Genomic DNA, 13,071 nt, shown 5'->3' with positions numbered 1-13,071 from the left:
TTTTTATGCCTGCAGGTTCTGTGCTGAATATGCCGGCCCTATCGGGTGCAGGCCCCCTCCCACATGTTGAAGGCGTTCACAAATCAAAACTGTGGGAGGGGGCTTGCCCCCGATAGGGCCCTTGAGAGCCCTGCAAAACGTGGATCAGAACTTATCGAGAGTCTTGAAATTGGTCTCGCGCACCACTTCCTTGGGCTTGTACGCGCAATACCCCGGTCGCGGGCCGATTTTCGGGTGATTGCGGCAGGTGTCCGGGCGCTTGTCATAAATAGTGCAGAAGCGCGTCTTACGATCGAGATACAGGCAGTCGTTGTTGCTCATGCGCTGCAGGGTGAAGATCTCGGATTTGCTGTTGTAGCGCTCGACGATGCCTTCCTTCTGCAAACGCTTGGCGATGTTCTTCGGCGGGTCGCCGCGCTCGAACTCATCGACGATGCCAATGCGGATCAGGTCCTTGATCTTCACCTCGACCGGCAGCGTGCAGCAGCTGGACACGCAGCCGCCGCACATGTGGGCAGAATATTTCTGCCAGGTTTCGAGACGGTCGAGTTCCGCGGCGGCGATCAGTTGAGGCTTCATCAGGGTTCCAAGGTGGGGCAGTATCCGGGCGCGGGATCATACCGGGATTGGTGGTTTTTTGAACAATGTTTTCTGATTTTCAGCTCGAAGGCGGCTCGAACGGTGATCGGGCACGACCCCTGCATCAAATTTCCACAAACGTGAATGAGTTAAAAAACTGCCGAACCAGAGTGTTTGCCGTGTGTCAGACCGACTAGGCTCTAGCAACTCCTTCAATCTCGCTCGAGGTCGCATCGATGTCTCAGGAACCGCTTGCACGAGAAGCAGAGGTAGCCGCATTTCGCGATGCTGTCTTGACCAAACTCACCTACGCGGTGGGTAAAGACCCGGATCACGCTTTCGACCATGACTGGTTCGAAGCCATTGCCCTGGCCGCCCGCGACCAGATGGTCGACCACTGGATGGACCATACGCGGCGTATCTACCGCAAAGGCCAGAAGCGGGTTTATTACCTCTCCCTGGAATTCCTCATCGGTCGGCTGCTTTACGACAGCCTGAGCAACCTCGGCGTGCTGGAGATCGCTCGCGAAGCGCTGGCCGAGCTCGGTGTAGACCTCGAGCGCATCCGCCTGCTGGAGCCCGACGCGGCGCTCGGCAACGGTGGCCTGGGCCGTCTGGCCGCCTGCTTCATGGAAAGCATGTCGACCTTGGGTATTGCCGGCCACGGCTACGGCATCCGCTATGAACACGGGTTGTTCCGCCAGGCGATCGTCGATGGCTGGCAGCAGGAGCAAACCGAACGCTGGCTGGATTTCGGCAACCCATGGGAGTTCGAGCGAGCCGAGGTGATTTACCCGATTGGCTTCGGCGGCAGCGTCCAGACCGTGCCGGACGCTTGCGGCAAGATGATCCAGGTGTGGACGCCCAACGAAACCGTACGCGCCGTCGCCTACGACACCCCGGTGGTCGGCTGGCGCGGCGCCAGCGTCAACACCCTGCGGCTGTGGCGTGCGCGCGCCGTGGAAGACCTGCACCTGGAGCGCTTCAACGCCGGTGACCACTTGGGCGCCGTTGCCGAAGTGGCCCGTGCCGAGAGCATTTCCCGCGTGCTTTACCCGGCCGACAGCACCGAAGCGGGGCAAGAACTGCGGCTGCGCCAGGAATACTTCTTCGTCGCCGCCTCCTTGCAGGACCTGCTGCGCCGCCACAAGAACATGCACGGCTCGGTCCTCAGCCTGGGCGAGCACGCGGCGATCCAGCTCAACGATACCCATCCGTCGATCGCCGTCGCCGAGCTGATGCGCCAACTGGTCGACCTGCACGACGTTCCGTGGGACGCGGCGTGGGATGTCACAGTGGAAACCCTGTCGTACACCAACCACACCCTGTTGCCCGAAGCCCTGGAAACCTGGCCGGTCGGCCTGATGGAACGCATGTTGCCGCGACACATGCAGATCATCTACCTGATCAACGCCCAGCACATTGATTCACTGCGCGCCAAGGGCATCCACGATTTCGACGTGCTGCGCGCGGTGTCGCTGATCGAAGAAGACAACGGCCGCCGCGTGCGCATGGGCAACCTGGCGTTCCTTGGCTCCCACAGCGTCAACGGCGTGTCCGGCCTGCACACGCAACTGATGCGCAACACGGTGTTCTGCGAACTGCACAAGCTCTACCCGGAGCGCATCAACAACAAAACCAACGGCATCACCTTCCGCCGCTGGCTGTACCAGGCCAACCCCAAGCTCACCGACATGCTGGTGGACGCGCTGGGCCCGGATATCCTCGACACCATGGAAACCCGCCTGGTGGAGTTGGAAACCTTCGCCGAGAAACAGGCCTTCCGCAAAGCGTTCGCCGAGCAGCGTCTGCACAGCAAACGTGCACTGGCCGAGATCATCCACGAGCGCCTGGGCATTGCGGTCAACCCGGCGGCGATGTTCGATGTGCAGGTCAAGCGTATTCACGAATACAAGCGCCAACTGCTCAATCTGTTGCACACCGTCGCGCTGTACCAGGCGATCCGCGCCGAGCCGGGCACCGATTGGGTGCCACGGGTGAAGATCTTCGCGGGCAAGGCCGCCGCCAGTTATCACCAGGCCAAGCTGATCATCAAGCTGACCAACGACATCGCGCGCACCGTCAACAACGACCCGACCGTGCGCGGCTTGCTCAAGGTGGTGTTCCTGCCCAACTACAACGTCAGCCTGGCCGAAAGCATCATCCCGGCGGCGGACTTGTCGGAGCAGATCTCCACGGCCGGCTTCGAGGCGTCGGGCACCAGCAACATGAAGTTCGGCCTCAACGGCGCGCTGACCATCGGCACCATGGACGGCGCCAACGTGGAGATGCACGAGCGCGTGGGCGCCGAGCACATGTTTATCTTCGGCCTCAGCGCGCAGCAGGTGGAGGCGCGCAAACATGCCGGCGAGTTCAATGCCGGGCCGGACATCGCGGCGTCCCATCGTCTGAACGATGTGCTGCAGGCGATTCGCGGCGGGGTGTTCTCGCCGGATGATCCGGGCCGTTATGTGGGCTTGATCGACGGGTTGATCGACTACGATCGCTTCCTGGTGTGCGCCGATTTCGACGCCTACTGGGAAGCGCAGGCGCGGGTCGAAGCGCACTGGCATGACTCCAAGGAGTGGTGGCGTTCGGCGGTGCTCAATACCGCGCGGATGGGGTGGTTCTCCTCGGACCGCACGATCCGCGAGTACGCCACCGAGATCTGGAAAGCGTTGGACTAAGTACCGCAAACCCAAATGTGGGAGGGGGCTTGCTCCCGATGGCGGGGTGTCAGTTTGCAGAGATGTCGACTGGTATACCGCTATCGGGCGCAAGCCCCCTCCCACATTGGGCCCGCGTCGATATACTGGGCGCCGGTTTGCTCAGGGATATCGACCATGCAATGGATTTTCATGCTGATTGGCCTCGTGCTCGGCTGGACGCTCGATGAGTCGTTCAGCGATGCGGGCATCGGTGCGCTGCTGGGCTTGGGCATCGGACAGGCGATTCGCCTGACCAGGCTTGCCGCTCAGGCGCAACAGCAGGCCCATCAGTTGGAGGCCACGCAAAAGGCGCTGATAGCCCTGGGTGAGCGCCTGCGGCAACTCGAGGTGCCCGCGCCGACGAGCCAGGTCATTGTCGAACCACCTATTCCCGAGCCAACGCCGGCCGCCCCGACCCCCGAACTGGTTTGGGAGCTGCCGCCCGAACTGACGCCCGTGGCCAGGGTCGCCGAACCGAGTCAGCCGCTGCCGGCGGATGTCTGGGCACCGACACCTACGCCTGCCCCGGCCAAAGAACCTGCCGCCCCTCGCGGCCCGACCCTGATCGAACGTGCCATCCGCGGCGCCCGCAATTGGCTGTTCGGCGGCAATACCGTGCTGCGTGTGGGTGTGGTGCTGCTGTTTCTCGGCCTGGCGTTCCTGCTGCGCTATGCCACCGAAGGCATGGTGGTGCCGATCGAACTGCGTTACGCCGGGGTCGCCGTAGCCGCCTTGGGCCTGCTGGGCCTGGGCTGGTGGCTGCGGCTGCGCAACAGCAATTACGGCTTGATGCTGCAAGGCACCGGTATTGCGGTGCTGTACCTGACGGTGTTTGCCGCGATGCGCCTGCACCCGTTGATCGACCCGAGCGCGGCGTTGGGCCTGCTGGTGGCGGTCACGGTGTTCTCGGCGATTCTGGCGATCACCCAGGATGCGTTGGGGCTGGCCTGCGCGGCGGCGCTTGGCGGCTTTGCCGCGCCGATTCTCACCTCGACCGGCGCCGGCAACCATGTGGCGCTGTTCAGTTACTTCACCTTGCTCAACGCCGGCATCCTTGCCATCGCCTGGTTCAAGGCGTGGCGCTTGCTCAACCTGATCGGCTTTGTCGGCACCTTCGGCATCGGCTTCGCCTGGGCCTGCGTTCGTATGGCCCGGATCTGCTGTGGAGCACCGAGCCGTTCCTGATCGTGTTTTTCCTGATGTACCTGGTGATCGGTCTGCTGTTCACCCGGCGCAAATTGCTGGAGATGAGCGACGCACCCGAGGATGACAGTCGCGAGGCGCTGCTGCGCTGGTCGGCGGCCAAGGGCGATTATGTCGATGGCAGCCTGCTGTTCGGCCCGCCGCTGGTGGGCTTTGGCTTGCAGTTCGCGTTGGTGCAGCACCTGGAGTTCGCCGCCGCGTTCAGCGCGCTCGGCCTGGGCATTATCTACATGGGCCTGGCCCGCTTGCTCAGTGGTGGGCGCGCCTTGCTGCTGGCGCAAACCTGCCTGGCATTGGGGGTGATCTTTGCCAGTCTGGCCATCCCTCTGGGCCTGGATGCGCGCTGGACCGCCGCCGCCTGGGCGGTGGAAGGTGCCGGGATTTTCTGGCTCGGCTTGCGTCAGCAGCGCCCGTTGGCGCGGGCGTTTGGCGTGTTGCTGCAAGTGGGCTCGGCGCTGGCGTTCCTCAGCGAACTGCGCATCGGCGAACACGCCTTGCTCAGTGGCGCGCCGTTGGGCGCGCTGCTGCTCGGTGCCGCGTTGTTGTTCAGCTTCGAGCAGTTGCGCAACGCATCGCCACAGCACACCGCCGAGTGGGAGCGCCGAGGTCTGCCGGTGCTGGCCAGCCTTGGCCTGAGCTTTCTATACCTGCTCGCGCCGCTGCTGTTGCAGACCCAAGGCACCGCCATCAGTTGGGCAATTGCCGGTCTGCTGACGCTGTTGATCGGCCTGCGCATCGGCTCGCGCACCTTTTTGTTCACCGCGTTCGGCGTGCAGTTGCTGGGTGGTGCGTTGTTCCTGCTGGCGGTGCCGGAACTGCTCGGGCCGTTGACCGAGGAAGGTTTGCGTCCGCTGGGTCACAGCGGTTTCTGGACGCCGATGGTGTTGGGCCTGGCCGCTCTGGTCGGCGCCTGGCGCTTGCAGCGTGAACCCCATGCGCCGGTGTTTGCCGTGCTGAAACTGCAACGCCTGTCCGACCTGTTGCTGGTGTGGGGCGCGGCGTGGTGGGCCGTGGCGTTGATCGGCGAAGTGCTGCGCTTTGTTCCCGGCACGCTGCAAGGCTCGTTCCTGCTGGGTATCGCGGCGGTGAGCGTGGCGATCTGGACCCTGCTGGCACAGCGTCTGCGCTGGGCCTCGCTGGGGATGCTTTGCACGCTGCTGATGCCGGCGGCGGGCACGGTGTTGCTGGTGTCTGTCGATCATTACTATCACCCGGCGGCGCAGTTCGGCTGGTTGGCCTGGCTGGCGGTGTTCGGCGTGCATTTCATCTCGCTGCGCCGCTTGGCGAGCGTGGCCGGGGCCAAGGTCTTGAGCGTTGCCCATGTGTTGGGTTGCTGGATGTTGATCGGCGTGCTGGCGCTGGAGTTGCGCTACGGCCTGCTGTTGCTGTCGAGCCAATACAACGCCTGGCGCTGGCTGGGCTGGGCGATTCTGCCGAGTCTGTACCTGGTGCTGGCGGCGGCGCCACGCGCTTGGCCGTGGCCGGTGTCGGCTTATCCGCGTGAATACCGCGTGCTGGCGGCGCTGCCGCTGGCGGTGTTGATGCTCGGCTGGTTCTGGCTGGCGAACAGTTTCAGCGACGGCACGGCCACGCCGTTGCCCTATGTGCCGCTGCTCAGTCCCTTGGACATGGGCCTGTTGTTCGCGCTGCTGGGTGTGTACCTGTGGTCGCGCAGCGTGGCGCCGCAACGCGGGCCGCGGGCTGAACTGATCGCCCAGGCGGTCGCGGGCATTTCGCTGTTTGCCTTCTTCACCGCCTTGGTGATGCGCACGGCCCACCATTGGGGCGGCGTGCCCTTCCACCTGGATGCGTTGCTGGCGTCGATGCTGGTGCAGGCCGGTCTGTCGATTGTCTGGACCCTGATCGCCCTCGGCCTGATGATCGGCGGCCACCTGCGCCATCGTCGCGACGTGTGGCTGATCGGTGCGGCGTTGATTGCCGTGGTGGTGGCCAAGCTGTTCTTTGTCGAGCTGAGCAACCGTGGCGGCCTGGCGCGGATCGTATCGTTCATCGGTGTAGGCGGGCTGTTGCTGGTGGTGGGGTACTTTGCGCCGCTGCCGCCCAAGCGCGCCGAACCTGTGTTGGAAACTGAAGGAGCATCCTCTTGATCGGTAAGTTGAGCCTGGCCGTGCTGGGCATGTGTACGGCTTTGTCGGCGTGGGCCCAGGAAACGCCCGCCGACTTCAGCGTGCAGGTGCCGCTGGCGGTGAGTGGCGATGGTCCGTGGTATCGCCTGGAGTTGCCGCTGTCGGTGCAATTGGGTGCGCGTCAGGCGGACCTGAGTGATGTGCGCGTGTTCAACGCCGCCGGTGAGCCGCAAGCCTATGCGTTGTCGCGTCAGCCGGCCGAGCGCCCCGAAAACCGCCACGTCACCGATGTGAAGTGGTTCCCGCTGTACGCCGCCGACACGCATGAATCGCTGCCCGGCGTGACGCTGAAAGCCAGCGCGCAAGGCACCTTGGTCGAGATCAAACCGTCTTCGGCACCGAAGCCCGGCCAGCAGGTGCTGCGCGGCTGGGTACTGGATGCCAGCGCGATCAAGGCCCCGCTGCAGCAACTGACCCTGGACTGGAGCCGCGAGCAGGACGGTTTCCAGCGCTTCAGCATCGAGGCCAGCGATGACTTGCAGCATTGGGATGCCTGGGGCGATGGGCAAGTGGCGCGCTTGTCGTTTGCCGATGAGCGGGTCGAGCAGCATGACGTCAGCCTGCCGGGGCGCTCGGCGCGTTACCTGCGCCTGGTCTGGCAAGGCCAGGCGGCGCCGCTGCTGACCTCGGTTAAGTTGGTAAGCGCGTCCAGCAGCAGCCAGCCGCTGCCGTTGCTGTGGTCGCAGCCATTGGCGGGCACGCGGCTCGATGCCGGCGAGTACAGCTGGCAATTGCCGGCGGGGCTGAATGTCGAGCGGTTGCGTATCGAGCTCAAGCAGCCCAACAGCCTGGCGCCGGTGACCTTGGCGGGGCGTCGCGACAGCCATCAGGCCTGGCAGCCGTTGAGCAATGGCTTGCTCTACCGCCTGACCCAGAACGGCCAGGACGTGGTGCAGGATGAGTTGCGTTTGCCGGGCCAGGTGGTCAACCAGCTCAAACTGCAGGTGGACGAGCGCGGCGGTGGCCTGGGTGTCGACGCGCCGGCCCTGCGGTTTGCGGTGCGCGCCACGCAGTTGGTGTTCCTGGCGCGGGGTGAGCCGCCGTTCACCCTGGCGCTGGGCAATGGCGCGGTGAAGGCGGCGAATTTGCCGCTGTCGACGTTGATGCCCGATAACAGCAACGAGCGCCTCAAGACGTTGGGCCAGGCCACGTTGGCGGGGGAGGTGGCCGTCGCATCGCCGGTCGTTGCCGTAGCGCCGGCAGCCGGTACCGACTGGAAGAAGCTCGGTCTATGGGCCGTGCTCCTGCTGGGTGTGGCGGCGCTGGGGGCGATGGCCTTCAGTTTGCTGCGCAAGCCGCCGGCGGTACGTTAAATAAAGTCCATGAACTCTATTGGGTTTAAATCCTCTGATTAGAGGAAATCAGCCCCGACTCGCGCTAAACTGCGCGGGTTTTCAGCCCCCCATTCTCCGGAGCCTTCCATGTCCCGCGTTACCTTGAGTCGCTATTTGATTGAGCAGACCCGCAGCAACAACACGCCTGCCGATCTGCGCTTCCTGATCGAAGTGGTCGCGCGTGCTTGCAAGGAAATCAGCCACGCTGTGTCCAAAGGCGCACTGGGTGGTGTCCTGGGTAGCATGGGCACTGAAAACGTGCAGGGCGAAGTGCAGAAGAAACTCGACGTCATCTCCAACGAGATCCTGCTCGAAGCCAACGAATGGGGCGGTCACCTGGCCGGCATGGCGTCCGAAGAAATGGACAACGCCTACCAGATCCCGGGCAAATACCCGAAAGGCGCCTACCTGCTGGTGTTCGACCCACTGGACGGCTCGTCCAACATCGACATCAACGCACCGGTCGGCACGATCTTCTCGGTACTGCGTTGCCCGAACGAACACCTGAGCCAGAACGAAGCCCTGAACGAAAAGGCCTTCCTGCAGCCAGGCACCCAGCAAGTCGCCGCCGGCTATGCGATCTACGGCCCACAGACCATGCTGGTGCTGACCTTGGGCGATGGCGTCAAAGGCTTCACCCTGGACCGCGAAATGGGCAGTTTCGTCCTGACCCACGAAGACATCACCATTCCTGTAGCCACCCAGGAATTTGCGATCAACATGTCCAACCAGCGCCACTGGGAAGAACCGGTCAAGCGCTACGTCAACGAGTTGATGGAAGGCGAAGAAGGCCCGTTGAAGAAAAACTTCAACATGCGCTGGGTCGCGGCGATGGTTGCCGACGTACACCGCATCCTGACCCGCGGTGGCGTGTTCATGTACCCGCGCGACAGCCGCGAGCCGTCCAAGCCGGGCAAACTGCGCCTGATGTACGAAGCCAATCCGATGTCGTTCCTGGTTGAACAGGCGGGCGGTGTGTCCACCGACGGCCACCAGCGCATCCTCGACATCCAGCCAGAAGGCCTGCACCAGCGTGTGGCGGTGTTCCTGGGGTCGAAGGAAGAAGTTGAGCGTGTGACCGGTTATCACAAAAAGTGATTTGCGGCGATAAGTGATCGGCGTTGTTGTGAGCTGTATCACCCTTGAAAAGGCCCCGAAACGTTTCAGCGTTTTCGGGGTTTTTTTGTTTTCGTCCGTCGGGAACCAGACACCTGTTTTCCCTTCTAAGCTTCTGGCAGATACCCACGCTGCTTCGTCCCTCCAGGAGTGTTTCCATGTCGTTACGCCGTCTCGCTTTGCTGGCTTTTTGCGTGCTGTTGGCCGCTTGCAGCAAGATCAACCAAGAAAACTACGCGAAGTTGTCGGCTGGCATGGCCAAGGCCGAGGTGGAGTCGCTGTTGGGCAAGCCAACCGATTGTTCTGGCGCGCTGGGCATGTCCAGTTGCACCTGGGGCGATAAAAACAGCTTTATCAGCGTTCAATATGCCGGTGACAAGGTTCTGATGTTTTCCGGGCAAGGCCTGAAGTAAACCGGGGCGAAAGCCTGCGGGAGAAGAAGAATGATGCGTTTTGTTGTGTTCCTTTGCGCCAGCCTGTTTTTGGCGGGCTGCGCCAGCCATTCTGGCGATGATTTGCAACCCAAGACTGCTGGCAGCGTCAACCTCAAACGCTACCAGGGCACGTGGTATGAATTGGCGCGATTGCCGATGTACTTCCAGCGCAATTGCGCACAGTCCGAAGCCCGCTACACGTTGCTGCCCGATGGCGACATGTCGGTGTTCAACCGCTGCCTGACCGCCGATTGGAAGTGGGAAGAAGCCAAGGGCACGGCCACGCCGCAAGTGCCGGGCAAGACCGACAAGCTCTGGGTCGAGTTCAATAACTGGTTCACGGCGCTGCTGCCGGGCGTCGCCAAGGGCGATTACTGGGTGCTGTACGTCAGCGATGACTACAAGACCGCCATCGTCGGCAGCCCGAGCCGGCGTTATATGTGGATCCTGTCGCGCACGCCGACGGTCAGCGCCGACACCCGCGAAGACCTGCTGAGCCGCGCACGGCAGCAGGGGTATGACACCACGCGATTGATCTGGCGTACGTCGGACAAGCAGATGGCAAAGACCTCGCAATAACCCAAAACCTGTAGGAGCCGGCAAGCCGGCTCCTACAGGTTTTGGGTTATCCCAATAGCTCTCGCAACACCTGGGTAAACGCGCGGCTGCTGTCTTCTTCGCCGGCGTGCCGTCCATCCCGCACCACCCACTGGCCGTTGACCAGCACATCGCGTACCTGCCGATCGCCACCGGCGAACAGCCAGCGATTGAGAATTCCGTCTGCGCTCGCCGTGGCCAGGTACGGATCGTTGCCGTCGAGCACGATCCAATCCGCGCGTTTGCCCACTTCCAGCCGACCGATCGGCTGCCCCAACGCTTGGGCGCCGCCGTCCAGCGCGGCATCGAACAGCGTGCGGCCCACCATCGGCTGATCGCTGCAATACAAGCGGTTGCGCCGTTGATCGCGCAGGCGCTGGCCGTATTCCAACCAGCGCAGTTCCTCCACCACGCTCAGCGACACATGGCTGTCGGAGCCGATCCCCATGCGCCCGCCCTGGGCGAGAAAATCCACCGCCGGGAAAATGCCGTCGCCCAGGTTGGCTTCGGTGGTCAGGCATAGGCCGGCAATCGCGCGGCTCTTGGCCATGCGTGTGACTTCGTCGGGATCGGCATGGGTGGCGTGCACCAGGCACCAGCGTTGATTGACCTCGACGTTGTCGTACAGCCATTGCAGCGGGCGTTTGCCGCTCCAGGCCAGGCAGTCGTCGACTTCTTTCTGCTGCTCGGCAATGTGGATATGCACCGGGCAAGCCGGGTCGCTGGCGGCGAGGACGTCGCTGATTTGCTGCGGAGTCACCGCGCGCAGCGAGTGAAAGCACAGCCCCAGTTGCTGGGCCGGTTGGGCCGCGAGGATCGGCTTCAGGCGCGCTTGCAGGTCCAGGTACTGTTCGGTGTTGTTGATAAATCGCCGCTGCCCCTCATTGGGCGCCTGGCCGCCGAATCCGGAGTGGGTGTAGAGCACCGGCAGCAACGTCAGGCCGATGCCGCTGCTGGCGGCGGCTTGGCTGATCTGGCGCGACAGTTCCGTACGGTCGGCGTACGGCTGGCCATCGGCGTCATGGTGCACGTAGTGAAATTCGGCCACCGAGGTGTAGCCGGCCTTGAGCATCTCGATATACAGCTGGCGGGCGATGACGTGCAGCTGCGCCGGGTTGATCTTGCCGACCATGCGGTACATCAAGTCCCGCCAGGTCCAGAAACTGTCATTCGGGTTGCCGGCCACTTCGGCCAAGCCCGCCATGGCGCGCTGAAAGGCATGGGAATGCAGGTTCGGCATGCCCGCCACTACCGGGCCCTGAGCCGTTCGGCGGCGGCTGCGCTGGCATTGGCCGTCACCTGGGTCAGCCGCCCATCGGCGCCGACTTCAAAGCGTACATCGTCGGCCCATCCACTAGGCAGCAGCGCGCGTTCGGCAAAGAAAGCGGACATGTTCAGAGCACTCCGGTCGTGTGTTTATTTGTATATACATATACAGACGTTTGCCTGCTCGGTAAACTCCGGCAATCTATGCATCTTTTCCCCCTGCAAGGATTCCCTGTGCCGACTCCGCCCGCCAAGTCTTCACTGGCTGCCCACATGGACGAAAGTCCGGCGCCCTTGTACGCCCGCGTCAAACAGATGATCAGCCAGCAGATTCTCAACGGCAACTGGCCGCCCCATTACCGCGTGCCGTCCGAGAGCGAACTGGTCAGCCAGTTGGGTTTCAGCCGCATGACCATCAACCGTGCCCTGCGCGAACTCACCGCCGAAGGGTTGCTGGTGCGCATGCAAGGCGTGGGCACCTTCGTCGCCGAGCCCAAGAGCCAGTCGGCGCTGTTTGAAGTGCACAACATTGCCGATGAGATCGCCTCTCGCGGACATCGGCACACCTGCAAGGTCATCACCCTGGGCGAAGAGGCTGCCGGTTCCGAACGTGCCGTCGCCCTGGAAATGCGCGAAGGCGGGCGGGTGTTCCACTCGCTGATCGTGCATTACGAAAACGACATTCCTGTGCAAATCGAAGACCGTTTCGTCAACGCCCTGGTCGCGCCGGATTACCTGCAACAGGACTTCACCCAGCAAACCCCCTACGCCTATTTGAACCAGGTCGCGCCGCTGACCGAAGGCGAGCACGTGGTTGAAGCGATCCTCGCCGATGCCGCCGAGTGCAAGTTGTTGCAGATCGAGCCGAGCGAACCGTGCCTGTTGATTCGCCGACGCACCTGGTCCGGTCGCCAGCCAGTGACCGCCGCGCGTTTGATCCACCCCGGTTCCCGCCATAGCCTGGAAGGACGTTTCAGTAAATGAGTGCCGTGAAGGTCTGGCGCGCCGCCGATTACGTGCGCATGCCGTGGAAAAACGGCGGCGGCAGTACCGAAGAAATCAGCCGCGACGCCGGCACCGGCCTGGACGGCTTCGGCTGGCGCCTGTCGATTGCCGATATCGCCGAGTCGGGCGGGTTCTCCACCTTCGCCGGTTACCAGCGCGTGATCACCGTGATCAACGGCGCGGGCATGGTGCTGACCGTCGATGGCGAGGAACAGCGTGGGTTGCTGCCGCTGCAGCCGTTCGCCTTCAAGGGCGACAGCCACGTGTCGTGCCGCCTGATCACCGGGCCGATCCGCGATTTCAACCTGATCTACTCGCCCCAGCGTTATCACGCGCGGTTGCAGTGGATCGACGGCGCGCAACGCTTTTTCAGCACCGCGCAGACGGTGTTGGTGTTCAGCGTGTCGGATGAAGTGACGGTGCTGGACCAGGTGCTGGGCCATCACGATTGCCTGCAAGTGGACGGTAACGCTGGCTTGCTGGATATCTGCGTCACCGGCCGTTGCTGCATCATCGAACTGACCCCGCGCGGTTAAAAACTGTGGGAGGGGGCTTGCTCCCGATAGCGGTGGTTCAGTCACCAGATGCAGTGACAGACACTCAGCAATCGGGAGCAAGCCCCCTCCCACATTTGTTTCCCATTGTTCTTGCGATCTGTTTCCAGCCTTCCGCACCACTTTGT

The 13,071-nt window shown here is 63.0% G+C and carries 8 protein-coding genes and 2 pseudogenes; 8 read left to right on the top strand and 2 right to left on the bottom strand.

Annotation, left to right across the window (positions count from 1 at the left end; genetic code table 11):
• Positions 1–144: 144 nt before the first annotated feature.
• Entirely contained in the window at positions 145–579 is a 435-nt protein-coding gene (locus ACLH0J_RS01855; protein WP_017849920.1) for a YkgJ family cysteine cluster protein, read from the bottom strand.
• 236 nt (positions 580–815) lie between these two features.
• Here ACLH0J_RS01855 and ACLH0J_RS01850 point away from each other — a divergent pair, with 236 nt between their 5' ends.
• The 6 genes and pseudogenes from ACLH0J_RS01850 (at position 816) to ACLH0J_RS01825 (ending at position 10,100) form a co-directional block, all read left to right on the top strand.
• Positions 816–3,266, top strand: coding sequence for a glycogen/starch/alpha-glucan phosphorylase (locus tag ACLH0J_RS01850; protein ID WP_411390649.1), 2,451 nt, complete (start codon positions 816–818; stop codon positions 3,264–3,266).
• A gap of 156 nt (positions 3,267–3,422) precedes the next feature.
• Positions 3,423–6,598 (top strand): annotated as a pseudogene (locus ACLH0J_RS01845) (DUF2339 domain-containing protein).
• A complete protein-coding gene (locus ACLH0J_RS01840; protein ID WP_411392764.1) occupies positions 6,598–7,950 on the top strand; it encodes a DUF3999 domain-containing protein in 1,353 nt (450 codons plus the stop codon). The pseudogene ACLH0J_RS01845 and the gene ACLH0J_RS01840 overlap by 1 nt, the downstream one beginning before the upstream one ends.
• A 108-nt stretch (positions 7,951–8,058) precedes the next feature.
• A complete protein-coding gene (locus ACLH0J_RS01835; protein WP_411390648.1) occupies positions 8,059–9,069 on the top strand; it encodes a class 1 fructose-bisphosphatase in 1,011 nt (336 codons plus the stop codon).
• 176 nt (positions 9,070–9,245) lie between these two features.
• Entirely contained in the window at positions 9,246–9,500 is a 255-nt protein-coding gene (locus ACLH0J_RS01830) for a hypothetical protein (protein ID WP_010563154.1), read from the top strand.
• A 30-nt stretch (positions 9,501–9,530) separates the two neighbouring features.
• A complete protein-coding gene (locus ACLH0J_RS01825; RefSeq protein ID WP_411390647.1) occupies positions 9,531–10,100 on the top strand; it encodes a lipocalin family protein in 570 nt (189 codons plus the stop codon).
• A gap of 46 nt (positions 10,101–10,146) precedes the next feature.
• Here ACLH0J_RS01825 and ACLH0J_RS01820 read toward each other — a convergent pair.
• Positions 10,147–11,510 (bottom strand): annotated as a pseudogene (locus tag ACLH0J_RS01820) (formimidoylglutamate deiminase).
• Between the two features lie 147 nt (positions 11,511–11,657).
• Here ACLH0J_RS01820 and hutC point away from each other — a divergent pair.
• Positions 11,658–12,368: a histidine utilization repressor gene (hutC, locus tag ACLH0J_RS01815; RefSeq protein ID WP_411392763.1), complete on the top strand. Its 711-nt coding sequence runs from the start codon at positions 11,658–11,660 to the stop codon at positions 12,366–12,368.
• The gene (locus tag ACLH0J_RS01810) at positions 12,365–12,925 is read left to right on the top strand and encodes a HutD family protein (RefSeq protein ID WP_411390646.1); all 561 of its coding nucleotides are present in this window, start codon (positions 12,365–12,367) and stop codon (positions 12,923–12,925) included. Before hutC ends, ACLH0J_RS01810 begins: the two co-directional genes overlap by 4 nt.
• Positions 12,926–13,071 lie beyond the last annotated feature (146 nt).

Source organism: Pseudomonas sp. MPB23 (assembly GCF_046605395.1).
Classification (GTDB): Bacteria; Pseudomonadota; Gammaproteobacteria; order Pseudomonadales; family Pseudomonadaceae; genus Aquipseudomonas.
This window is presented reverse-complemented; position numbering and strand designations above follow the sequence as displayed.